The sequence below is a fragment of the Nocardia sp. NPDC057440 genome, assembly GCF_042802915.1.
GTDB lineage: Bacteria > Actinomycetota > Actinomycetes > Mycobacteriales > Mycobacteriaceae > Nocardia.
Window position 1 is genome coordinate 1 of record NZ_JBHVDF010000022.1, and the last position, 23,595, is coordinate 23,595.

Genomic DNA, 23,595 nt, shown 5'->3' on the forward strand with positions numbered 1-23,595 from the left:
ACCTGCACGGGTCCCGTCAATATCCGGCAATTCACTTATGTGCTTGCCACGTCACCAGAGGTCGACGACATGGGCGCGGTGTTCGGCGACCCTACCTGGTTGTGAGACTTCCTGAAAAGCCCCGGTACGCCGGGGCTTTTCTGCTTTTCACGGCCTTCCCCACTGACATCTCAGGGATTTCATCTACTGAAATGCATTGTTTTCATTAACATCCCGTGCGCGAACCCCGATGATTCGAGTAGTCCAGTACGCAGGTTTCACACGGGGATGCGGCGGGAGAATTTGCCCATGAAACGCCTGGTAGTTTGTTGCGACGGCACCTGGAAAGCCGAATCGAGCAGCACGGTATCCAACATCATCAAGATCGCCCAGACGATCAGATTCGAGGCCAAGGGGCCCACCGGAGAGCCGATCCAGCAGTGGGTGAGCTATGTGTCGGGGCCGGGTGCGCGCGGGTTCCTCGCCGACCGGCTGATGGGCGGCGCATTCGGGCTCGGGCTCGAGGCGAATCTGTCGTCCGCGTACTGGCATCTGGCGCTGAACTGGGAACCCGGCGACGAGATCTACATCTTCGGCTTCAGCCGCGGCGCCTTCACCGCCCGCAGCCTGGCCGGACTGATCGGCCGCATCGGGATCATGACGCCGGAGGCGATGATCGACGGCAAATACCCACAGGCGCTGCGCATTCATCGCTCCGCCGCGCCGCAGCGGACGGCGGAGAACCCGGATCCGCCGGAGCCGCGGGAGTGGATCGACTTCCGCGACGAGCACTGCAGATACCCCGCCAAGATCGACTTCCTCGGTGTGTTCGACACCGTCGGCGCGCTCGGCGTGCCGGGGTTGACCTCGCTGCGGCACAAGTTCCACGATGTGAAGCTCGCGCCCAACGTGCACTGCGCGCGCCAGGCGCTGGCGATCGACGAGCGGCGCCGCAACTTCGAGCCCTGCCTCTGGGAGGTGCCGATCGAGCCGAACGTGAAGTACCGCAAGCACTTCGATCGGGTGAAGCAGGTCTGGTTCGAGGGCGTGCACAGCGATATCGGCGGCGGCTACAAAGAGTGCGGCCTGTCCGACATCACCCTGCAGTGGATGGTGACCGAGGCCGAATCGGTCGGCCTCGCCTTCGACCGGGAGCGGTTGTCGGGGCTTTCGAAGCGCTGCCACGCCGAGGGCGCCAAGCATCTGGAACTGCACAAGTCCCTCGGCATCGGCTATCGCATCCTCAATGTGCTTCGGACGCTGCGTAACCCACGCAACCAGCGCTTTCATTGGGATTCCTGGCGGCGCTTGGCCACACCGATCGACCAGTGCGTCCGGATAGCCTCCAGCGCCAAGGGTGAGCCGGACTACCGGCCGGTGAATCTGCGGCGCTGGCGCGCGGACCTCGGCGGCCTATTCCCGGCGGACCTGGTCGAGCAGACCGGTGGGATGTCCGCCCTGCTAGCGGACGAGCAGGGCGACGGGCAAGCGGGCGAAGAGCTTTTCCAGTCGAGCCCGGCCCTGGAAAGTGTGGCCGGTTAACCGGTCGGTCCAGCTGCCCTGCGGCAATTCGAGCGTGGTATCGCCCCACCCGGTTTCGGCGAGACCAATGCTGTGCCGGGTGGTGGCGACGATCACCTCGGGCGCCTCGCCCGCCCGGCCACGGGCATAGCTCACCAGCCTGCTCGCGTGATCGCCGGTGGCGAACAGCGGCAGATAAGTGCCGCCGACGAAGCAGTCCGGCCGCTCCCTGCGCAACCACAGCGCGTAGGCGACGATCCACATCTTCGCCGCCCCGTTGGTGTTCAACGCCGGTGTGCCGGTGAGCGATTGCAGCAGCCCGGCGCGTGCCGCGAAGTCCACCGGCCGCCGGTTGTCCGGGTCGACCAGGGTGTCCTCCCACAGCTCACAGCCCTGGTAGATGTCCGGGATGCCGGGCCCGCACAGCTGAAGCAGCTTCTGCGACAACGAATCCGACCAGGCGTGCGGCGCGAGTTCGTGCACCAGGTCGCCGATTTCGGAGCCGACCGGTCCGTCGATCACGGCATCCAGCCAGCCGTGCACCGAGGACTCGAACTCGGTATCCGGCTCCTCCCACGAGGTATGCACCCCGGCTTCGCGAATCGACTTCTCCGCGAACCGATGCAGTCGCTCGCGCAGGCCCGACACCGAGGAGGCCGGGCGGCCGTCGGCAGGCCACACACCGAACATGTTCTGCAGCAGGAACAGTGTGGTCGTGCCGTCGGGACCCGGCGTCTGCTCCTCCCACGACTCGACCGACTGCGCCCAGGTCTCGGCGACCTGCGACAGCACCCCGATCCGGGCGCGCACGTCCTCGCCGCGTTTGGTGTCGTGGGTGGACAGCGTGGTCATGGTGGCGGGCCAGCGTTGCGCGCGTTCGCTATTGGACAGGTGGAACTCGTTGAGCGAGTGGCCGAATCGAGCCGGGTTGCCGCCCACCTCTTGCAATGAGACCAGCCGGGCCGCCTGATAGAACATGGTGTCTTCGACGGATTTGGCGGTCAGCGCGCCGCAGACCTGACTGAACCGTACGCTGGCTTCGCCTTCCACGGCCAAGGCGGACACGAGGATGTTCAACGGTGCGGTGAGCTCGGTGTTGCGCTTCTCGACTTCGGCGATCACCGCGCCGGTCATCCCGGCCAGCGGCGCGTAGTCGACGCGATACACCGGCATGAACGCCAGCACCTCGATGGTCGCGTTGGTCAGCGCCATGGTGTCGAAGCTTTCCGCGCGCGCGTCGCGTTTGACCGCGGCGACCAACCGTCGAACCTCCGGGGCCAGAATGCTTTCCGCGACCGCGCGTTTGATCCGGTGCTCGGTCTCGCCGATCCAGGCCCGGTCGCTGCCGTGCCCGGCGATGTGCCGGGACAGTTCGGTGAGCGCGGGCTCACCGTCCGGGTCGATGAGCACGCCGCCGATATCGGCGAGCGCGTCATAGCCGGTGGTGCCGTCGATCGGCAGCGTCGCATCGAGCGGCTCGCGGTTGGCCAGGATCTTCTCCACCAGCAGCAGCCGGTGCGGTCCGATCAGCCTGCGCAGCTTCGTCAGATAGGCGGCGGGGTAGGACAATCCGTCCGGATGGTCGACTCGGACACCATCGATGAGATCGTGCTCGCACCAGGCGGCGAGTTCGCGATGGGTGATATCGAAGACCTCGGGATCTTCCTGGCGCAACGAGGCCAGGCTGCTGACGGCGAAGAACCGGCGGTAGGTGCACAGCCCCGCCTTCCAGCTGACCAGCCGGTAGTGCTGTTTGTCGTGGATGCGCAGCGCGTTGTCGCCGTCGGTGCCCGCCGCGATGGGGAAGCGCAGCTCGTGCAGCGCCAGCATCGGTTCCGAACCGGATCGGTCGACAGTCAGCGCCGCCGGGTCGTTCTCGCTCTGCAGCACCGGCAGCGCCAGCCGTCCGCCCGCGCCGTTGGCCGGGCTCCAGTCGATGTCGAAGAAGTGCGCGAACTTCGATTCGCGGCCGTTGCGCAGCACGTCCCACCACCACGGGTTCTGCTGCGGGTCGGCGACACCGACGTGGTTGGGCACCAGATCGACGATCAAACCCATACCGCGACTGTGTACTTCGTCGGCGAGCGCCTTGAGGCCCGCCGGGCCGCCCAGCGCCGCCGACACGGTAGTGGGGTCGGTGACGTCGTAGCCGTGTGTCGAGCCCTGCGCCGCGGTCAGGATCGGCGAGAGGTACAGGTGCGAGATACCCAGCTGCTGTAGGTATTCCGCGATCGAGCGGGCCTCGGTGAAAGTCAGCACATCGGGCCGCAGCTGGAGCCGGTAGGTGCTGCGGACCGTGGTCTGCCTGGCCGGTCGGCGGCCACGGAGGATGGGATCGGTGAAGTGTGTTTGTGTCTCGGTCATGGGCGTTTCGGTCATGCGGTGCAACGGAGGACGAGCAGGCACCGGGCGGGGAGGGTGACGGTCGTGGCCGCCGGGTAGACGGTTTCGGAGCGGCCGTCGGGTATCGAGCAGTCGAGCGCGACCTTCCACTCGAGACCGTAATCGGTGCCGGGCAGGGCGAAATCGAGGGCTGAATCGTGCGCGTTGAAGCACAACAGGAACGAATCGTCGGTGATGTGCTCGCCACGCGGGCCGGGTTCGGGTATGCCGCGTCCGTTGAGATACACCGTCAACGACTTGCCGAATCCGCTGTCCCAGTCCGCAGGGGTCATCTGCTCGCCCGCCGGGGTGAGCCACGCGATATCGCGGGCATGCTCCTTGGACCGGATCGGCCTGCCCTTCAGGAATCGACGGCGGCGGAAGATGGGGTGCTCGGTGCGCAGCGCGATCACGGTGCGGGTGAAATCGAGCAGGTCCGAATTCGTCTGCATCAGTGACCAGTCCATCCAGGCCAGCGGCGAGTCCTGGCAGTACACATTGTTGTTCCCCCCTTGCGTCCGCCCGATTTCGTCGCCGTGTGAGAGCATCGGCGTTCCCTGGCTGAGCACCAGCGTGGCCAATAGGTTGCGGCTTTGCTTGGCGCGCAGGGCGAGGATATCGGGGTCGTCGGTGGGTCCTTCCACCCCGCAGTTCCATGACCGGTTCCAGCTTTCGCCGTCGCGGTTGTCCTCGCCGTTGGCCTCGTTGTGTTTCTCGTTGTAGGACACCAGATCCCGCAGCGTGAACCCGTCGTGCGCGGTGATGAAGTTGATGCTCGCGCTCGGCCTGCGGCCGGTGTCCTCGTACAGGTCCGATGAGCCGGTCAGCCGGGAGGCGAACTCGCCGAGCGTCGCGGGCTCGCCGCGCCAATAGTCGCGGACGGTGTCGCGGTACTTGCCGTTCCACTCGGTCCACAGGCCGGGGAAATTGCCGACCTGATAGCCGCCTTCGCCGACATCCCACGGTTCCGCGATCAGCTTCACCTGACTGACCACCGGATCCTGTTGCACCAGATCGAAAAACGTGGAAAGCCGGTCCACGTCGTGCAGTTCACGGGCCAGCGTGGCGGCCAGATCGAAGCGGAAGCCGTCGACGTGCATATCCAGGATCCAGTACCGCAGCGAGTCCATGATCAGCTGCAGTGTGTGGGGGTGGCGCACGTTGAGGCTGTTGCCGGTGCCGGTGTAATCCATGTAGCGCGACGGGTCGTCGTCCATGAGGCGGTAGTAGGCGGCGTTGTCGATACCGCGGAAGGCGAGGGTCGGTCCGAGATGATTGCCCTCACCGGTGTGGTTGTAGACGACGTCGAGGATCACCTCGATGTCCTCCGCGTGCAGGGCGCGCACCATCGCCTTGAATTCGGTGACCGCGGCGCCGCCGCGCGGGCTCGCGGCGTACTCGTTGTGCGGGGCGAGGTAGCCGAAACTGTTGTAGCCCCAGTAATTTCGCAGGCCCTGGTCCAGCAGGACACGGTCGTGCAGGAATTGGTGCACCGGCATCAGTTCGATAGCGGTGATGCCGAGGCTCTTCAGATGTCCGACGATCGCCGGGTGCGCGATGCCCGCGTAGGTGCCGCGCAACTCCTCGGGAATGTCGGGGTGCGTCATCGTCATGCCCTTGACGTGAGCCTCGTAGAGCACCGTCTCGTGGTAGGGCCGATTCGGCCTGCGATCGGAGCCCCAGTCGAAGAACGGGTTGATCACCACGCCGGTCATGGTGTGCCCCAGGGAATCCAGGCCGTGGGTGTAGAGCGACGGATCGTTGTCGAAGTCGCCGTCGAAAGCTTTCCCGTAGGGATCGAGCAGCAATTTGCTGGGATCGCAGCGTAATCCGTGATTCGGGTCATACGGCCCGTGCACTCGGAAGCCGTAGCGCTGTCCGGGTCCGATCGTCGGTAGGTACGCGTGCCAGACGTAGGTGTCGACCTCCTCCAGCGGGATCCGGGTCTCGGTGCCGTCCCTCGCGATCAGGCTCAGCTCGACGGCATCGGCGACCTCGGAGAACACCGAAAAATTGGTGCCTGCGCCATCGTAGGTAGCGCCCAGAGGGTAGGCGGTGCCGGGCCAAACACCGAGTGGTGTCACGTCACCGGGCGCTGCATCGGGCTGAGCCATGTCAACGACACTAGCGGCAGCCGCGCAGCCGTCCATGTGGGTGGTTGCGGCCGGGCGCGTCAGTGCTGGTGGGGGCGGATTTTCAACCAGCGACGCCGGTAACCCGCGCGCTCGGCGACGGCGGCGAGTCCGCCCAGGACGACGCGTTGGAGCCACACGGGAATGCCCGCCAGGTAGCCGTCCTGGTAATCCCACAGCAATGCCAGGGCAAGCGGGTCGCGTGGCACTCGGGTGCGGGTGGTCCGGCCCGCGGCGTCCAGGTTGTGCCACAGCCGGAACATCTGCCAATGCCGAAGGGGCGGGCGGATTTCGTGGTCGAACGCGGTGTCTGCCGCCTCGCTCCAGAACTCGTGCACGGCGCGCGGGGGAGCCGTGAGGGTGTCGCCGGGGCCGAGCACGGTCTGCGTGCCGTCGACCACGAACCGCAGTCGGCCGTGCCGGACCGTCCACGATTCGGTGAGTACGGGATGCCAGTGCGGGCCCGCCTGTCGATCCGCTTCGGGCAGTTGATGTTTCAGCCGCAGATAGGGGCCGCGCTCGTCGACGTCTTCCGCGACGAAGGTCACGCGATGTCCGTTGCGGAAGGTCAGTGTCGTGGCGTCTTCCATGCCTCAATATATAAAGGTAACCTTCATAATATGTCAACGGTCGACTCGAACGACTCCCTGCTGAAACTGCTGAGCCTGGCCACCACGGCCTTCGAGCGTGAGCTCAACGTGGAATTGCGCGCCCGGCTCGGCGATCAACTACGCCCGGCGCACTACGTGGTGTTCCGGCACCTGGACCCGGCGGGCACGCGCATCACCGCGCTGGCGGAGGCTGCCGGGATGACCCAGCAGTCGATGGGGGAGTTGGTGACTCATGTGGAGCGCTGCGGATTGGTCGTGAGGCGGGCGGATCCGAAGGACCGCCGCGCGCGGCTGGTCATGATGACCGACGCGGGTCGCGCGGCGCTCGGCGTAGCCGCGGCCCGGATCGAGAGCATCGAGCGAACTCTCGCCGATGCCATGGGCGCGACGGCTCTGGCCGAACTCCGGCGCCACTTGTCCCGGGCGCACGATGTCCTCGCGGCGTCCCGGCTCACGCCCGGACCGTAGCGACGGCTCCGGGTGCCGCGGGTGGCACCCGGAGGCGGGCGAATCGCGAGTGGCGCACTCCATGGTGTCCTCTCGGTCGCGACAGCGGCGCTCTCGAGGCGAAGCGCGTCGCCCGGTCCGGTGAGCAGGTTGCGCTCCGCTGATCGCGGGCGGTGTGGCTGTGCGGTCGGGTGCCGGAGCGGAGTGGGTACGGGGGCGCGGAATCTGTGCACCGCCGAATCGGCGTTGTCGCTGCGCACGGCGGCGATATTCCTCGGGCCGGTCGGCGCCGCCTGGCATCGGTCGCAAGGCGAGGTCGTGCTTACCCAGCTCGAGTGGTAACTTGAACGCCGTTCAAGCCAGCTCCGGAAGGCCGGAGCAGTCGCACGACCGCGAGGATTCCTGTGGCAATGACCCCCGGCGAGATCGCCGCCATCGACGCCGAGCATGTTTGGCATCCTTACGGTGGTTTCCCCGCGACGACCGAGCTGCTCGTGGTGGCGGGCGCGTCCGGGACCCGGCTGACCCTGTCGGACGGGCGCGAACTCGTCGACGGTATGAGCTCGTGGTGGGCCGCGATCCACGGCTACCGGCATCCGGTGCTGGACGCGGCACTGGTCGCTCAGTCGCAGCGGATGAGTCATGTGATGTTCGGCGGGCTCACCCACGAGCCCGCGGCCCGGCTGTCGGAACTGCTCGTCGAGCACACCCCCGACGGCCTGGACAAGGTGTTCCTGTGCGACTCGGGATCGGTGTCCATCGAGGTCGCGGTGAAGATGTGCCTGCAGTATTGGCGCGCGCTCGGGCTGCCGGGCAAGCGGCGGCTGCTCACCTGGCGCGGCGGATATCACGGTGACACGTTCACGCCGATGGGCGTGTGCGACCCGGACGGCGGGATGCACTCGCTGTGGACCGACGTACTGGTCGAGCACGTCTTCGTGCCGACGCCGCCGCGCGCCTACGAACCCGGCTACGTCGCCGAACTCGACCGTGCGCTGGCCGCGCACGCCGACGAACTCGCGGCCGTCATCGTCGAGCCGGTAGTCCAGGGTGCGGGCGGCATGCGCTGGCACGACCCGCGCTACCTCGCCGACCTGCGCCGCCTGTGCGACGAGCATGGCGTGCTGCTGATCTTCGACGAGATCGCCACCGGATTCGGCCGTACCGGAGCGCTTTTCGCCGCCGACCATGCGGGCGTGCGCCCCGATGTTCTCTGCGTCGGCAAGGCGCTGACGGGCGGCTATCTCACATTGGCCGCAGCGCTGTGCACCGCGCAGATCGCGGAAACTCTCAGCGCGGCACACGGCGGCCTGATGCACGGGCCCACCTTCATGGGCAACCCGCTGGCCTGTGCCGTCGCCGTGGCGTCGATCGAGCTGCTGTTGCAACGCGACTGGCGCGGCGAGGTCGCCCGTATCGAATCGGAGCTGAACGCCGGTCTCGCCCCGGTCCGCGACCTGCGCGGGGTCGTCGATGTCAGGGTGCTCGGCGCGATCGGCGTCATCGAACTCGACGGTCCGGTCGACATGCGCACGGCGACCGAGGCCGCGGTGTCCGCGGGTGTCTGGCTGCGCCCCTTCCGCAACCTCGTCTACACGATGCCGCCGTTCATCAGTACGTCCGACGATGTCGCGGCGATCACGGCGGGCATGCGCGCCGCGGTCGAAGCGCAGTCGGCATAGCGGGAACTACCCACGAGCCGACTGACGGCGGTCAGGGATGGTGGGTCCACCGGGCGACCTGAACGGTGTTCAAGTATGCTTCGGAGCTGTGACTACCGATCCGTTGAGCTGGTTGGACGAGCGTGCGGCAGAGCGGGTGACCGCCGGGTTGCGGCGCGAACTGCGAGCACGGGCCCCGCAGTCGTCGTCGATCGATCTCGCCTCCAACGACTATCTCGGTCTGGTTCGGCATCCCGAGGTGGTCGAGGGTGCGATCGACGCCGTGCGGCAATGGGGTGCCGGTTCGACCGGGTCCCGGCTCGTCACCGGAACTACGGCAGCGCATGAACAGCTCGAGGCCGAGCTCGCCGAATTCGTCGGCGCCGAAGCCGGTTTGGTGTTCGCCTCCGGTTACGCCGCCAATCTGGGCGCGGTGACCGCGCTGGCCGGGCGCGGCGCCCTCGTCGTCTCCGACGCGGGCAGTCACGCCTCGCTGGTGGACGCCTGCCGGCTGTCGCGGGCACGGGTGGAGATCGCCGCCCACCGCGATGTCGAGGCCGTCGACCGGTTGCTGGCCGCCCGCACCGAGGAACGCGCGCTCGTGCTGACCGATTCGGTGTTCAGCGCCGACGGTGACCTGGCTCCGCTGGCCGAACTGCACCGGGTGACCCGCGCCAACGGCGCGGTGCTGATCGTGGACGAGGCGCACGGTCTCGGCGTGCGCGGCACCGGGGGCCGCGGACTGGTGCAGGAGGTGGGCCTGGCCGGGGAGCCGGATCTGGTCATCACCGCGACCCTCTCGAAAGCCTTTGCCGCCCAAGGCGGTGTCGTGCTGGCCAGCGCGCGGGTCCGCGCGCACCTGATCGATGCGGCACGCACCTTCATCTTCGACACCGGCCTCGCGCCTGCCGCCGTCGGCGCGGCGCGCGCGGCCCTGCGATTGCTGCGCCGCGAACCCGAGATGGCCGCCCGCGTGCTCGAGCGGGCCGCCGACATCGCCCGTATCGCCGGTGTGGCGGCGCCGGATTCGGCGGTGGTCTCGGTCGTGCTCGGCGCGGCCCAGGTCGCCTACGATGCCGCACGAGCCTGCCGGTCCCACGGCCTCGATGTCGGCTGCTTCCGTCCGCCGTCGGTCCCGGAGGGCACCTCCCGGCTGCGCCTGACCGCCCGCGCCGACCTCACCCCCGCCGAACTCGACACCATCGCCACCGTCCTCACCGAGGTCCTGGCCGAAGCTCGCGGATTGAGCGTGGTGCCGGCGTGAGCGAACAGTTCATCGCAGCAGCTTCGGCCGGCGGCCGGGTGACAGCCGCGCCGTCGGCAGGCATGCGCTCCGACACGGTCGTGTCCGAGTCTTCGCCGGCCCGGGTATCCGGCGTGGTGTGGCCATGAGTCCGCTGTTGATCACCGGAACCTCCACCGATGTCGGCAAGACCGTGGTGACCGCGGCGATCGCGGCGGCCGCCTGCGCGGCCGGTCGATCGGTCGCGGTGTGCAAACCGGCCCAAAGCGGTGTCGCTCCGGGCGAACCCGGCGATCTCGCCGAAGTCGAGCGTCTGGCGGGTGTCACCCGAACCCTCGAAATCGTCCGCTACCCGGATCCATTGGCGCCCGACACCGCGGCCCGTCGCTGCGGCAGGCCGCTGCTGACCCTGGCCGAGACCGTCGCTGCGATAGACGGTCTCGCCGACGCGGATCTCACCCTGGTCGAAGGCGCGGGTGGACTGCTGGTCCGCATGGGCGAATTCACGCTGCTCGATCTCGCGCAGAAGCTCGACGCGCCGGTTCTGGTCGTCGTCGCCGCCGGGCTCGGCACTCTCAACCACAGTGAATTGACCACCCGCACACTGCAAGCTGCGGGCGTGCACTGCGCGGGTCTGGTGATCGGCTCTTGGCCCGCCGACCCGGACCTGGCCGCCGAGTGCAATCGCGTCGATCTGCCCGAGGTCACCGGCGTCGACGTGGTCGGCGCCATCCCCGCGGGCGCGGGGGCCTGGGGCCGCGACCGTTTCGCCGCCGCCGCGCCGAAATGGTTCACGCGCACCTGGTGAAGGCTGAATATGCTCGGCCGAAGTGGATTTCGTGTCGACGGCAGACGAAACACCAGAGCCTCGCACGGCTGCGCCCGGACGCGAACCGATCATTCGCCCGTGGTGCGCATTCTGGGCACAGAGGCGTGCCCATCCCGGAGCCGTCCAGGGCGATGATGGATCGACAAGGTCGGGTTGGTGGTCATGCGGTCCACGGTGCGGGCGCCCCGTGCCGAAACTTGCCTGTGGCGGTTGGTCCCAGGCATGGGGAAGCGCCGCGGGTTCAACTGTCCACGTACACCGGGAGTCTGCGGCCGAGGTAGGCGAGCAGTTGTTCGCCTGGTCTGGTGGTGCGGGTGTGGACCGGTGGCCCGAACAGCGGAGATCGACCGGTGATCGGGACGAGCTGCGCCGCGATGGCCAGTAGGTCGCCTGCGAGCTCGTCCGGTATCCGAACCGACGGCGTGTGCACCACGGCGATGTCCCAAGCGTGCACGGTCAATTCGAGAGCGCCTGCCGCACAGAGGGTTTCGGCGGGCAACGCGGTGCCGGACACCAGCACGGGATTCGGGGAGCAGTGGGTCAGGTCGCCGAGCAGGCCGGTGGCGGCGGCCTGGACATGTCCGACAGCGATGGCATCGGGACGGCGAATGGCGGGGGCGGCGCAAATCCGCCCGCCCGCAACTCCTTCGCGCAGGGCGGCGATCGATTCGTCGACGTGCGTGAGCAGCATGCGCAGGTCCCAGCCGCGGCAGGGGGTCGGTCTGGTGAGGTCGGGGCCGAGTCCCCGCAGGGCGCACAGGAGGTACAGCACCGATCGGTCGAACAGGTCACGGGTCATGGCAGGGACTTCGGCAGGTCGAAGTATTCGAAGAGTCCGCTGTCGTGGAAGGAAACGATGCGCTCGATCCCGGCCGGGGTCGCGGTGAGGACATGGATCGAGTGGGCCTCGCCGCGCAGGTAGAACCCGAAGGCCGGCTGCCCGTTGGCGGCGGTGCGCACCATCCGCACATCGCCTGCGCGGGCCGGGCACCGCGTGTCGATCAGTCGCACGATGCGGAGGTTGCCGCGGAACCATTCGCGGATCGGCGGCATCTCGATCACCGCATCGGTTTTCAACAGCTCGGTGAGCGCCGCCATGTCGGCGTTCTCGAACGCGGCCGCGTACCGGTCGAGCATCGCACGCACGGCCGGATCGTCGGGCTCGGTGAAATCGGCCGATGCCGGGGCCGTCTGCCGCAGGGTGGCGTGCGCGCGGTGCAGCGTGCTGTTGACCGCGGTGACACTCACCTCCAGGAGTTCCGCCACCTCGGATGCTTTCCAGCGCAGCACATCCCGCAGGATCAGCACCGCGCGCTGACGTGGCGGCAGATATTGCCACACGGCGATCAACGCCAGCCGCATGCCTTCGCGCGCGGCGACGATCGCGGCCGGATCCGACGACTCGGGCTCGATGCGGACATCCGGCATCGGCTGTAGCCACGGGATCTCGTTCGAGAGGAACGGCGCGGTCTCCGGATCGTCCGACGGCCCCGACAGCCCGGACGGCAGCACACGCCTACTGCTGTGCTGCAGTGCGTTGAGGCAGGTATTGGTCGCAATCCGATACAGCCACGTCCGCATCGACGCCCGCCCCTCGAAATCGCCGTAGGCGCGCCAGGCCCGCAGCATCGTCTCCTGCACCAGATCCTCGGCGTCGTCCACCGAGCCGACCATGCGATAGCAGTGCGCGAGCAATTCCCGCCGGTATCGCGCCGTACGCGTTGCGAACTCGTCGATGTCGACCATCGGTGCCCCTTTGTCGGACTACTTCGTGTCGGACCCCGGCCGCGGCGTGGAAGCCCTCGAACATGCAGACCGTCCGCGTGCTCGGAACTCATCGGTGCCGGAAACATTCCGGTCACCCTCGATGACAACGAACTCGGCCGGCGCATCTCCCTCGGCGAATTCGCCGCTGTGGCAGAAGCCGAAACGAGGCCCTGACCAGCACTCACCCGACCGGCCGAGTACGGGCAGGGCGATCGATGTTCGCGCACGGATCATCGACGGTGCTCCACAGGCAAATCACGGCCTCTCCAGAGTGTCCATTAGGGGGAGGTCTGACTTTCGCCGTGAGGGCGATCACAGTGGCGCGACCGTCCGGAATTGCACCGGATTCCCGCACCCGCCTGGGATGGCGGGTCGTATTCGACCGTTCGGTCGGGTTTCGGGTGCGGCAGGTGTTCCGCGTTTACCTGGCAAGCCTCCCGGAAGCGTGCCTACAGTGAAGAGATGTCGCCGTTGGAGGAACGGCACCCGTCCACCGTCACGGACTGGGACGACGAGCGACGCAAAGCCCGCCTGCGGGATACCGGCCTAGGGCACGGGTGGAAGTCGTTGCGCCGCACCCGGCTGGTGCTGTTGCGGGTCGCCGCACTGCTGCTCGCGGGACTTGTGCTGTTCGCCCAGTACTGGGTGCACGACGTCGCGCCGGAGCAGACCAGGCTGGCGCGCACCGAGCCTGCGGTCCTGCCGGTCGCGCCCCCGGCCGACGCCGAGAACTGGGACACCGTCGTGGTCGACATGGTCGGCCTCGGCGGCCTCAACGCCGGCAATACCGCCGCGGCGCTGCCCTCGCTGAGCCGGATGGGCGTGGTGTGGGCCATCAAATACGACAACAGCGGCATCGACACCCGCGTGATCGCCGAGCTGATCATCCGCGCCGCCCAGATGTCGGGACTGAAGAACATCGTGCTGGTCGGGCACAGCATGGGCGGGGTGATCGCGCTGGAGGTCGCCAAGCACATCCACACCGGCAGCGACCGCCGCCTGGTATCGGTGATCCTCGATTGCACGCCGATGGACCTGAACGCGGTGCGCCCGGAAAGTCGCGGCCGGGGCGAGGACATGCTGCGCTGGATGGCGTGGCTGCCCGGCGCGCGGGAGAGCCGCGGGTTGCGGCTGACCGTGGAAACCTACGCGCGCCGCGACCGCTTCTTCGACCGGGGTGGCGCGGGGATGCCTGGCATCAGGGTCGCCAAACTGGGCGGGGTGGTGTCGGATGTGCTGCGGGAGAAGATCTTTTCCCGCGACGCGGCGAGCAACGGCCTCATCGAGTCGCAGTTCCTGGCGATCGTGGCGGGCGGCGCGCTCAACGACCTGCGCGCACTGTCGCGCCCCGCGGACGGTAAACCGCGCCCGGCCATCGTCTTCATCCGTCCGCGCAATCCCGGCAACGACCGGGTGGTCGACGTCGAATACTCCCACCGGGTGCTGATCGAGCGCTCCGGCGGCGTCGAGGGCACACTGCTGGTGGTGATGGCGCGAAACACCGGCCACGCCAACCCGATGCAGCGCCCCCGTGAATACAACACGGTGATCGAGCAGCAGATTCTGCCGTTCGTGCAGCGCTTCCAGCAGCAGGTCCGTGCGGCGGCCAGTGCGGCCGGACCGCGCTGACGGCGCCGGGACAGGGCTCGAATCAGCCTGAAAGTAACCGTATCCGCCTCGGATTTGTCTTGCTTCAATGCCAGGATGCACCAACCACGCACGTTCTTCACCGGCCTCCGTGGCCGCACTATCGCCGCAGTGCTCGTCGCGGCGAGCGCTGCGACGCTCGGTCTGGCCGGCTGTGCGAACAGTGACAAGCCGTCGGCCGCCACCGTCGCCGACGTCCCGCTGCCGACCGAGATTCCCGCCGGCACCAAACTCGTTGTCGCCGACCAGCAGGAGCGGCTGCAATCGGTGCTGCGGTTGTCCGGCGAACTGGACAAGTTGCCGTTCAAGATCGAATTCGCCAACTTCATCGGCGGGCCCGCGATTCTCGAGGCCTTCCGTGGCGGCGCCGCCGACGTCGCGCCGGTGGGCGATGTCCCGCCGATCCACGCGCTGGCGGCCGGGCAGGACGTGCCGATCGTCGCGTCGTACCAGACCAGCACGAGCGCACTGAAGCTCGCGGTGGCTCCCGGCAAGACCGCAACCACGCTGGCCGATCTGAAGGGTAAGAAGATCGCCTACGCCGAAGGCACCGCCCAGCAGGCTGCGGTGTTGCGCGCGTTGGCCAAGGCCGGGCTGAAAACCGGCGACGTGCAACTGATTCGGCTGCAACTGGCCGAGTTCCTCGACGCGGTGCGTACCGGGCAGGTCGACATCGCACCGCTGATCGAGCCGAACGTCACCCGGCTGCTGCGCACACCGGGCACCTCACTGATCCCGGATTCCGAGACCAACGGTATCTACGGCGGATTGGCCTACCTGTACGCGCGCCGTGCCGTCGTGCAGGACCCGGCGAAGGCCGCTGCCACACGCGCATTGGTCGGCGCCTACGTGCGGGCGCACCAATGGGCGAATACCCACCAGGATGAGTGGGCGCGCCGGTATTACGTCGATATCCAGAAGGTCAGCGCCGACGACGCCCGGCGCATCGTCGAATCGCTCGGTACTTACACCTTCCCGCACCTGGACCAAGCGCTCGTCGACCGCCAGCAAGCCACCATCGATGTCATCGACGGCGCCGGTGAGCTGCCGAAGAAGATACGCGCCGCGGGCGGTTTCGACCTGCGCTTCGACGCTCCCGTCACCCAGGCCGTCACCGAGAGCGGCGCCGCATTCGAACCGAAGGCACGGTAATGGCCACCTTGGACGCGGGTGTGCTCGGCCGGTTCGGCCGGGCCCGCACGACCCCCGCCCCGGTGCTCGCCCGGCGCAAGCCGAGTCGGCCCAGGCTCGGCCCCGGGCGGCCGATCCCGTTCGGCATCGCCGTCGGACCGGTGCTGCTGGTCGCCGCCTGGCTGATCGGATCCGCCTCCGGCACGCTGGATCCGGAGACACTGCCGGCGCCGTGGACGGTCGCCGAGACCGCCGGTGACCTGATTTCCGATGGCAGGCTGCAGTCGAACCTGCTCACCTCCGTCAAACGCGCCGGAGTCGGGCTCGGCCTCGGTGTCGCCATCGGGGTGGTGCTCGCATTGGTCGCGGGGCTGAGCCGGATCGGTGAAGCCTTGGTGGACGGGCCGATTCAGATCAAGCGGGCGATCCCTACGCTGGCGCTGATCCCGCTGTTCATCGTGTGGTTCGGCATCGGCGAAGAGATGAAACTGCTCGTCATCACCACCAGTGTGGCGATTCCGATCTACCTCAACACTCATGCGCAGCTGCGCAGCGTCGACTCCAGGTATGTGGAACTCGCGGCGACGGTAGGGCTTTCGCGCTGGGGATTCATCCGGCGGATCGCACTGCCCGGATCGCTGCCCGGCTTCTTCACCGGCCTGCGGCTCGCGGTGACCATCGCCTGGCTCGCGCTCGTCGTCGTGGAGCAGGTCAATGCCACCAGCGGCATCGGCTATCTGATGACGCAGGCCCGCACCTACGGCCAGATCGATGTGATCGTCGTCGGACTGGTGATCTACGGCTTGCTCGGTTTGTTCGGCGATATCACCGTGCGCGCGGTGGAACGGAGGGCACTGTCATGGCGGCAGACACTGGCCGACTGAATGTAGTGCGCACCCGCGACCTGTATCGCGGGTTCGGTGACCGGGCGGTTTTGCGCGGCATCGACCTCGATATCGCGCGCGGCGAATTCGTCGCGTTGCTCGGCCGCAGCGGTTCGGGCAAGAGCACCCTGCTGCGGGCGCTGGCCGAATTGGACTACGACGTGCCGGGATCCGGCGAGCTGACGGTTCCGACCGAACGCGCCGTGGTTTTCCAGGATTCGCGGCTGCTGCCGTGGATTCGGTTGCTGGACAACGTGACTCTGGGCCTCTCCGGTGCCGGAGCCGCCGATCGCGGGCGCACCGCGCTGGCCGAGGTCGGCCTTGCCGGTCGGGAAAAGGCGTGGCCCAAGGAGCTTTCCGGCGGCGAGCAGCAGCGGGTCGCGCTGGCGCGCTCGCTGGTCAGGGAGCCGGAACTGCTGCTGGCCGACGAACCTTTCGGTGCCCTCGACGCGCTCACCCGCATCAAAATGCATGCGCTGCTGCAGGATCTGTGCGCCGAGCACAAGCCCGCGGTGCTGCTGGTGACCCACGATGTCGACGAAGCCGTGCTGCTCGCCGACCGCGTGCTGGTCCTGGACGAAGGGCGAATCGCCCTGGATCACCACATCGACCTGGCACGGCCACGCCGCCACAGCGATCCCGGCTTCACTCGGCTGCGGGAATTGCTGCTGGCCAGCCTCGGCGTCGACACCACGACACCACACATCGACGAAGAGAAGAAAGCGTCATGACCTCACCGCGTCAACTCAGCCTCAATGCGTTCATCTACCCCTCCGGGCATCACGAGGCGGCGTGGCGGCACCCCGACAGTCAGCCGGGCCGGATCTACGACGTCGCCTATTACCAGGAGATCGGCCGCACCGCCGAAGCCGCGAAACTCGACGCGGTGTTCTTCGCCGACGGTCCTGCGCTGCGTACCAATGTCAAGCACAACGCGGGCTCGGGGCTGGAGCCGATCACGCTGCTCACCGCCATCGCCACGGCGACGACCCACCTCGGCCTGATCGCGACCGCCTCGACCACCTACTACGAGCCCTACAACCTCGCCAGGCTGTTCTCCACCCTGGACCACATCTCCGGCGGCCGGGCCGGGTGGAATATCGTCACCACCGGAACCGACCTCGCCGCAGCCAATTTCGGCCTCGCCGAGCATCCGTCGCATGCCGAGCGCTACGCACGAGCCAGAGAGTTCGTGGACGCGGTCGTCGCACTGTGGGACAGCTGGGAGGACGACGCGATCGTGCTCGACCAGGCGGCAGGGATCTACGCCGACCCGGACAAGATCCATCCGATCGACTTCGTCGGCGAACACCTGAAGGTGCGTGGGCCGTTCAATGCGCCGCGCACACCGCAGGGGTATCCGGTGCTGGTGCAGGCCGGGGCGTCCAATGACGGCCGCGCGTTCGCGGGCAAGTACGCCGAAGCGATCTTCACCGCGCACCAGCGCCTCGAAGACGCGCAGGCTTTCTATGCCGATATCAAGGCGAAGGCCAGGGAATTCGGTCGCGACGCCGACCACATCAAGATCCTGCCCGGCATCAGCCCTTTCATCGCCGACACCGAGGCGGCCGCCAAGAAGCTGGAACGGGAGTTCAACGAGCTCACCGTCCCCGAGTACGGCCTGAAGCAGTTGGAGGGCATCGCGGGCAAGAGCCTGCGCCACCTCGCGCTCGATGAGCCGGTGCCCGTCGAATTATTCAGCGACGCAGGCGATGTCACCGACAACGCCCGTAGCCGCCTGCAGGTCGTCGCAGGCATCGTGCAGCGCGAACGCCCCACCGTCCGCGGCCTGCTGCACCGCCTCGCAGGCGCCCGCGGGCATCGCGTATTCGCGGGCACGCCGGAGCAGGTGGCCGACACCATCGAGGAATGGTTCCGCAACGGCGCCGCCGACGGCTTCAATGTCATGCCGCCCTACTACCCCGGCGGTCTGGAGGTCTTCGCGGAAACCGTGGTCCCGATCCTGCAGCAGCGCGGCCTCTTCCGCACCGAGTACACCGGCACCACTCTCCGCGACCACTTCGGCCTGCCTCGCCCCGAAAGCCAATTCGCCCGCCGCCCCGCCTTGGCCCCGTGAGCGGGCCAGGAGAACTCGACTGTCCCAGTCCAGCTCGCACCGGATCAGGCGCGCTGTGAGTACCGGGTCTGATTGGCCCGCGCCGTCATCGGTGCGTCTGCGCACCTTGGTATGGACGGTGTTCGTCCCGATGGTGTGCTACGGCATCGGTTCCGGTGCGGCGGCGCCGATGTACGCGCTGCGCGCGTTGGATTTGGGGGCGTCCATCGGTGTCGCCGGCATGATCGTCGCGCTCAGCGGGCTGGGCATGGTGTTGGCGGACCTGCCTGCCGGGCAGGTTGTCGCGCGGATAGGGGAGCGTGGCGCGATCGGTCTGGGGTCGGCGCTCGGGGTGGTGGGGGTGCTGTGCGCGATCTGTGCCCCGAATGTCGGTGTGCTGGCGGTGGGCATGCTGTTCAACGGGGCCGCCGGTGCGGTGTGGGGGCTGGCGCGGCAGTCGTATGTTGTCGCCGTCGTCGACCCGGCAGATCGCGGGCGAGCGTTGTCCACGCTGGCCGGGGCGTCGCGGCTCGGGTTCTTCTGCGGTCCGTTCCTCGGTGCGGTGCTGGTCCATGCGATGGGGCCGAACGGGGCGCTGTGGTTACAGCTGGCGACCACCGTCCTGGCCGGTGCCGCCATGGTCGCCATCCGTTCGACCGACCTCGACGACTCGCATCCCGGCGGCCACAGCTTGCGTTCCGTGGTTGTCGAAAACCGCAGAGTGCTCGGCACACTCGGCTCAGCGGCTTTGCTGGTCGGTGCCGCACGGGCAGCACGGGTGGCACTGCTTCCGCTGTGGGCGGCGCACATCGGCGCAAGTCCGTCGACCACCAGCCTGGTGTTCGGCCTCGCCGGGGCGATGGACGTGTTGATGTCCTATCCCGCGGGCGTCTGGTTGGACCGCTACGGCCGCCGCGCCACCGGTGTCCCGTCGATGCTGCTGTTCGCCGCCGGATACGCCGCCATCCCCTTCGCCTCGTCGGCACTGGAACTCGCCGGCGTAGCGGTGCTGCTCGGCCTCGCCAACGGCGTGAGCAACGGCCTGATCATGACCGTCGGCACCGACGTCGCCCCTGAGGGGCAACGCGCCGAATTCCTCGGCGCCTGGCGCCTCACCCACGACATCGGCTCGTTCGTCGGCCCGATCGCCGTCGGGCTGATCAGCGCCGCAACAGTTCTCGGCGTCGCGGCAATCGCCCTCGCCGCCGCGGCCACCGCGGGAGCCGCCGCCATGCACCGCTGGTTCCCCGGCCCCGCGCCGGCGCTTGGGCGTCACAACGCCCAGGTTTCGAGCGCAACGCCGCACCCGACCGAACAAGTCTCATGAGTGGCACACCGTGGAGGCGCCTCGGCGTGCCGCCGCGACTATGTGCCGCATGTGGGCGGTCCACTGCCCGGCAGGCAGGGTGAGATCCGGTAGCGCGCTGCGCGAAATCCACCCGGTCGCCTGGTGCGAAGTCGTCCTGGTTCAACCGGTTTTGCGGTATTCGGCCGTTCGGTTCGTCGGGCAGAACCAGGTGCGGTTCGCGGTCAGCGGACGCGGGTGCCGAGGAGGTGACGGACGCCGCCGATGAACAGTTGCAGGCCGAAGTCGAAACGGGCGGTGGCGTCGGGGGTTTCGTCGAGGGGGGAGGCGTTCTCGGGGAGGGCGCCGACCGAGTCCATTTGCATTCTGGACTGTTCGTCGACTGTTTGGCCGAGGACGTAATACAGCAGGGTGTAGGCGGCCAGTTCGGCTTCGTGGCGGGGCATGCCTGCGCGGATTGCCGCGCTCACCAGGCGTTCCCGGCCTTTGTTCGTGGTGAGGCGGGAGGCGTAGGTGGCTGAGACCAGTTCGGCGCCGTCGCGGTAGGCCAGCAGGCAGTCGCGCAGCCGATGCGCGAGTTCGGTGATCTGGCCCGACCATTCGATCGCGTCGATCGGCTCGTCCATCGGCGCGAGGATCTTGTCGGCGACCGCGCCGAGCAATGCCTGTTTATTGGGGAAGTGCCAGTACAGGGCCCCGGGCTGCACCTGTAGTGAGCCCGCGAGCCTGCGCATGGTCAGATCGGCGAGACCGTAGTGGTCGAGAATGGCGACAGCGCCGTCGACCACGTCCGCTCTGTGCAGTTGCACCCGGATTCCTTCCCCGTCGTGTTTTGACTCACTCTTACCATTACCCTAGCCTGAACACCGTTCAAGTTGCACGGCCACCTGGGGTGAACCCCAGCGGATCGACCGTGTACTGCACCGGACGAAGGGATTCGTGCAGTGACCCAGGCACCCGTTCAGACCGATATCTTGGCCATTGCCCGCGAGCAGGTGCTCGAGCGTGGGGTCGGCCTGACCCAGGAGCAGACCCTAGAGGTGCTGCGGCTCGGCGACGATCGGCTCGAAGACCTACTGGCCCTCGCGCACGAGGTGCGCATGAAGTGGTGCGGCCCTGAGGTCGAGGTCGAGGGCATCATCAGCCTCAAGACCGGCGGTTGCCCGGAAGACTGCCACTTCTGCTCCCAGTCCGGCCTGTTCCAGTCGCCGGTGCGCGCCGCCTGGCTCGATATCCCCAGCCTCGTCGAGGCGGCCAAGCAGACCGCTAAGTCCGGCGCCACCGAGTTCTGCATCGTCGCCGCCGTCCGTGGCCCGGACGAGCGGCTGATGGCGCAGGTTGCCGCGGGCGTCGAGGCCATCCGCAACGAGGTCGACATCCAGGTCGCCTGCTCGCTGGGCATGCTTACCCAGGAGCAGGTCGACCAGCTGGCCGCCATGGGCGTGCACCGCTACAACCACAACCTGGAGACCTCCCGTTCGCACTTCCCGAACGTGGTCACCACGCACAGCTGGGAAGAGCGCTGGGACACCCTGCGCATGGTGCGCGAAGCGGGCATGGAGGTGTGCTGCGGCGGCATCCTCGGCATGGGCGAAAGCCTGGAGCAGCGCGCCGAATTCGCCGCCGATCTCGCCAAGCTCGAGCCCGACGAGGTCCCGCTGAACTTCCTCAACCCGCGCCCCGGCACCCCTTTCGGCGACCTCGAAGTGCTGCCCGCCGCCGACGCGCTGCGCGCAGTCGCGGCGTTCCGGCTCGCGTTGCCGCGCACCATGCTTCGCTTCGCGGGCGGCCGCGAGATCACCCTCGGCGACCTCGGCGCCAAGCAGGGCATCCTCGGCGGCATCAACGCCGTCATCGTCGGCAACTACCTGACCACCCTCGGAAGGCCCGCCGAAGCGGACCTGGATCTGCTCGGTGAGTTGAAGATGCCCATCAAAGCGCTCAACGAAACGCTCTGACAGTACTGTCATGGATATGGACGAGCGCTACAACCCGTTCACCGGCAAGCGGATCGTGCCGGGTCTGGATGACCCGGTGCCGACCGCTGCTGCAATGGGGCTGGAACCGCCGCGCTTCTGTGCGGAGTGCGGTCGCCGGATGGTCGTGCAGGTGAGCCCGGACGGCTGGTGGGCGAAGTGCTCACGGCACGGCGTGCTCGACTCGGCGAGTCTGGAACGCCGCTAGTGGTCGCGGGGATCCGGCGTGAGGTGCGCGCGGCGGTGGTCATCTGCTTCGCGGTGTTGCTGCTCAGCGTGCTCGGCGGCGTCGTGTGGAGTTGGCTGGCGCCGACCGAGCAACTGCTCGTGGTGCAGCCCGGCCGCGGCTCTGCACTGACCGGGGAAAGCACGCATCAGTTCGATGCGTTGGCGATCTTCGTGTGCATCGGCGCGGTGACCGGCGTGCTGTCCGCGGTGGGTGCGTGGCGGTGGCGTGCGGTGCGAGGGCCGATCGTGCAACTCGGGCTGCTGGCCGGGTCTCTCGCCGGTGCGTTCGCGATGTCCTGGGTGGGCGAGCAGCTCACCCGTTGGCAACATCCGCGTCCGCACGATCCGCCCGTCGGGCAGATCGTGGCGTTGCCTACGGAGGTGAGCAGCTGGCTGGCACTGATCGTGCAGCCGCTGCTGGCGTCACTGGTGGTGTTGTTCGTCGCCGCGCTCTACCCGTCGGACGATCTCGGTACCGGATTCAGCGGACCGTTCGGGGAGAACAGGCCGGTCGACGATCGATTCTTCTCCGGGGCAAGCGTTTACCGGCCCTACATCGCCGAGCATGCGGGTAATGGGGCCGTCCGCCACGGTGAGTACGGGCCGACCCGCGAGCCCGGATCCGGTTCGATGCCGAAGTCTCGTCCCACCTACTGACGCGGTGGCCGAACTGTTGCCTGTGGGGTCGGCGCGGAAGTACCACGACAACCTAGAATTGTTGGGACACGCTCTGCGTTCAGAGAGGAACGGGTCGTGGCGTTCGTCGGTAACGGGCCTGTCGTCGAGGAGCTCGACGCGAAGTTCTGGCGGGTGGCCGCGCCGCTGGTTTATCACGGCGCGGACGAGGAATTCGTTATCCCCGAAGGCTTCCGCACCGATTTCGCGTCGGTGCCGCGCGCGTTCGTCTGGTTGATACCCCGCTACGGCGCCTACACCAGAGCCGCCATTCTGCACGACTACCTGCGTAGCTCCGGCGTGGTGGGTGTGGCCGACGCGGACGGAATTTTCCGGCGCGCGTTACACGAGGCGGGCGTGTCGGTGCCGCGTCGCTGGATGATGTGGGCCGCAGTGCGTCTGGGCAGCCGCCTGCGTGGCGCAGACCCGCTGGATATTGCCCGCTTCGTGCTGATCGCCGCGTTGGCAGTCCCGTTCCTCGTCATTCCGGCGACCGTCGTGCAGCTGTTTCTCCTGTTGTTCTGGCTGGTGGAGCTGCTGTTCTGGGGCGTTGCCGCCATCGGGCGCCGCGCGCCTGCGCCGCCACCGCCGACGCCGCAGATGAAGACGGCCTGACCTGTCGGCCGGCGCTACGCCGAACTCACCCGCGCTCGCCGCCTACTGGGAACGCGCGCGCAGCGCCGTCGGGAACGAGCCGAACGCGGTCGCACTGCGGTCGGCGAACTGACTGAATCTTCCGGTCCGGAAACGATCTCCGACCTTTTCAGCTGCACATTCACCGCATCCGATGGTGGAGTCGTCCATCGGCGTGCGGCAAGCCGCCTACGCTCGATGCGGGTCGGAGGCGATCGCTCCGACGTCGAGCCCGCCGGTCCGGCAGTCTGTGGCGGCATCGATATCGAGCAGCGCCAAAGCTCGGTCCGCTCCGAATATGCCTACGGTGCCACGGGTTCCGAACGCGGCCCTGACACGGCGGATGTCACCGCTTCCGAGAACGCAGGGGGTTCTTCGGAATCAGCGATATCCGCTGCCGCGGGGGGGGGCGCGGCGGGGCGGGCCCGGGGCCGCCCCGGGTGGGGGGGGGCGGCGTAAAATATTCGTGGGCGCGCGGGCCGGGGGC

The 23,595-nt window shown here is 67.9% G+C and carries 21 protein-coding genes and 1 riboswitch; of the genes, 15 read left to right on the plus strand and 6 right to left on the minus strand.

Annotated elements, in window-relative coordinates; genetic code table 11:
- Positions 1–288: 288 nt before the first annotated feature.
- Positions 289–1,521, plus strand: coding sequence for a DUF2235 domain-containing protein (locus ACFU4Z_RS32155; protein ID WP_379070729.1), 1,233 nt, complete (start codon positions 289–291; stop codon positions 1,519–1,521).
- On the opposite strand, the gene treY is transcribed toward ACFU4Z_RS32155, so the two are convergent.
- From treY to ACFU4Z_RS32170, 3 genes are read right to left on the minus strand one after another with little or no spacing between them, the layout of a single operon-like run.
- The gene (gene treY / locus ACFU4Z_RS32160; RefSeq protein WP_379070732.1) at positions 1,441–3,864 is read right to left on the minus strand and encodes a malto-oligosyltrehalose synthase; all 2,424 of its coding nucleotides are present in this window, start codon (positions 3,862–3,864) and stop codon (positions 1,441–1,443) included. The two genes, ACFU4Z_RS32155 and treY, sit on opposite strands and share 81 nt — an antisense overlap.
- Before the next feature lie 11 nt (positions 3,865–3,875).
- Positions 3,876–5,996, minus strand: coding sequence for a glycogen debranching protein GlgX (gene glgX, locus ACFU4Z_RS32165; RefSeq protein WP_379070735.1), 2,121 nt, complete (start codon positions 5,994–5,996; stop codon positions 3,876–3,878).
- A gap of 59 nt (positions 5,997–6,055) precedes the next feature.
- A complete protein-coding gene (locus ACFU4Z_RS32170) occupies positions 6,056–6,604 on the minus strand; it encodes a cupin domain-containing protein (protein WP_379070737.1) in 549 nt (182 codons plus the stop codon).
- A gap of 30 nt (positions 6,605–6,634) precedes the next feature.
- Between ACFU4Z_RS32170 and ACFU4Z_RS32175 the strand changes: the two genes are divergently transcribed.
- The 4 genes from ACFU4Z_RS32175 to bioD all read left to right on the plus strand — a co-directional run bounded on the left by ACFU4Z_RS32175 (position 6,635) and on the right by bioD (position 10,784).
- Entirely contained in the window at positions 6,635–7,093 is a 459-nt protein-coding gene (locus ACFU4Z_RS32175; protein WP_379070740.1) for a MarR family winged helix-turn-helix transcriptional regulator, read from the plus strand.
- 389 nt (positions 7,094–7,482) lie between these two features.
- Positions 7,483–8,754 (plus strand): adenosylmethionine--8-amino-7-oxononanoate transaminase, encoded by a 1,272-nt coding sequence (locus tag ACFU4Z_RS32180; RefSeq protein ID WP_379071016.1) that lies wholly within the window; start codon positions 7,483–7,485, stop codon positions 8,752–8,754.
- 88 nt (positions 8,755–8,842) lie between these two features.
- Positions 8,843–9,997 carry an 8-amino-7-oxononanoate synthase gene (locus ACFU4Z_RS32185; protein WP_379070743.1) on the plus strand — a complete coding sequence of 385 codons (1,155 nt, stop codon included), beginning with the start codon at positions 8,843–8,845 and terminating at the stop codon, positions 9,995–9,997.
- A 124-nt stretch (positions 9,998–10,121) separates the two neighbouring features.
- A complete protein-coding gene (gene bioD, locus ACFU4Z_RS32190; RefSeq protein WP_379070746.1) occupies positions 10,122–10,784 on the plus strand; it encodes a dethiobiotin synthase in 663 nt (220 codons plus the stop codon).
- Between the two features lie 262 nt (positions 10,785–11,046).
- Here the strand turns inward: bioD and ACFU4Z_RS32195 are convergent, their stop codons facing one another.
- Both ACFU4Z_RS32195 and ACFU4Z_RS32200 read right to left on the minus strand, forming a co-directional pair.
- Complete coding sequence (locus ACFU4Z_RS32195) at positions 11,047–11,604, minus strand: maleylpyruvate isomerase family mycothiol-dependent enzyme (RefSeq protein ID WP_379070749.1); 558 nt, start codon at positions 11,602–11,604, stop codon at positions 11,047–11,049.
- A complete protein-coding gene (locus tag ACFU4Z_RS32200; protein WP_379070751.1) occupies positions 11,601–12,551 on the minus strand; it encodes a sigma-70 family RNA polymerase sigma factor in 951 nt (316 codons plus the stop codon). Before ACFU4Z_RS32200 ends, ACFU4Z_RS32195 begins: the two co-directional genes overlap by 4 nt.
- Positions 12,552–12,859: 308 nt before the next feature.
- Positions 12,860–12,923: riboswitch (cobalamin riboswitch) on the minus strand.
- 111 nt (positions 12,924–13,034) lie between these two features.
- Here ACFU4Z_RS32200 and ACFU4Z_RS32205 point away from each other — a divergent pair.
- The 6 genes from ACFU4Z_RS32205 to ACFU4Z_RS32230 all read left to right on the plus strand — a co-directional run bounded on the left by ACFU4Z_RS32205 (position 13,035) and on the right by ACFU4Z_RS32230 (position 19,617).
- Positions 13,035–14,201, plus strand: coding sequence for an alpha/beta fold hydrolase (locus ACFU4Z_RS32205; protein WP_379070754.1), 1,167 nt, complete (start codon positions 13,035–13,037; stop codon positions 14,199–14,201).
- A 75-nt stretch (positions 14,202–14,276) separates the two neighbouring features.
- Positions 14,277–15,371, plus strand: coding sequence for an ABC transporter substrate-binding protein (locus ACFU4Z_RS32210; RefSeq protein ID WP_379070757.1), 1,095 nt, complete (start codon positions 14,277–14,279; stop codon positions 15,369–15,371).
- Complete coding sequence (locus tag ACFU4Z_RS32215) at positions 15,371–16,234, plus strand: ABC transporter permease (protein ID WP_379070760.1); 864 nt, start codon at positions 15,371–15,373, stop codon at positions 16,232–16,234. Before ACFU4Z_RS32210 ends, ACFU4Z_RS32215 begins: the two co-directional genes overlap by 1 nt.
- The gene (locus tag ACFU4Z_RS32220; RefSeq protein ID WP_379070763.1) at positions 16,210–16,965 is read left to right on the plus strand and encodes an ABC transporter ATP-binding protein; all 756 of its coding nucleotides are present in this window, start codon (positions 16,210–16,212) and stop codon (positions 16,963–16,965) included. Before ACFU4Z_RS32215 ends, ACFU4Z_RS32220 begins: the two co-directional genes overlap by 25 nt.
- On the plus strand, positions 16,962–18,311 hold the full coding sequence (locus ACFU4Z_RS32225) for an LLM class flavin-dependent oxidoreductase (protein WP_379070766.1): 1,350 nt from the start codon (positions 16,962–16,964) through the stop codon (positions 18,309–18,311). The genes ACFU4Z_RS32220 and ACFU4Z_RS32225 overlap by 4 nt, the downstream gene beginning before the upstream one ends.
- Positions 18,312–18,366: 55 nt before the next feature.
- A complete protein-coding gene (locus tag ACFU4Z_RS32230) occupies positions 18,367–19,617 on the plus strand; it encodes an MFS transporter (protein ID WP_379070768.1) in 1,251 nt (416 codons plus the stop codon).
- A 203-nt stretch (positions 19,618–19,820) separates the two neighbouring features.
- Here ACFU4Z_RS32230 and ACFU4Z_RS32235 read toward each other — a convergent pair whose 3' ends face one another.
- Positions 19,821–20,405, minus strand: a complete 585-nt coding sequence (locus tag ACFU4Z_RS32235) for a TetR/AcrR family transcriptional regulator C-terminal domain-containing protein (protein ID WP_379070771.1) — start codon at positions 20,403–20,405, stop codon at positions 19,821–19,823.
- A 135-nt stretch (positions 20,406–20,540) separates the two neighbouring features.
- Here ACFU4Z_RS32235 and bioB point away from each other — a divergent pair, with 135 nt between their 5' ends.
- The 4 genes from bioB (at position 20,541) to ACFU4Z_RS32255 (ending at position 23,090) form a co-directional block, all read left to right on the plus strand.
- Complete coding sequence (gene bioB / locus ACFU4Z_RS32240) at positions 20,541–21,554, plus strand: biotin synthase BioB (RefSeq protein WP_379070774.1); 1,014 nt, start codon at positions 20,541–20,543, stop codon at positions 21,552–21,554.
- Between the two features lie 10 nt (positions 21,555–21,564).
- On the plus strand, positions 21,565–21,780 hold the full coding sequence (locus tag ACFU4Z_RS32245) for a hypothetical protein (protein WP_379070776.1): 216 nt from the start codon (positions 21,565–21,567) through the stop codon (positions 21,778–21,780).
- On the plus strand, positions 21,780–22,457 hold the full coding sequence (locus ACFU4Z_RS32250) for a DUF2567 domain-containing protein (RefSeq protein ID WP_379070777.1): 678 nt from the start codon (positions 21,780–21,782) through the stop codon (positions 22,455–22,457). The genes ACFU4Z_RS32245 and ACFU4Z_RS32250 overlap by 1 nt, the downstream gene beginning before the upstream one ends.
- A 96-nt stretch (positions 22,458–22,553) precedes the next feature.
- Positions 22,554–23,090 (plus strand): DUF1353 domain-containing protein, encoded by a 537-nt coding sequence (locus ACFU4Z_RS32255; RefSeq protein ID WP_379070780.1) that lies wholly within the window; start codon positions 22,554–22,556, stop codon positions 23,088–23,090.
- The last annotated feature ends 505 nt before the right edge of the window (positions 23,091–23,595 follow it).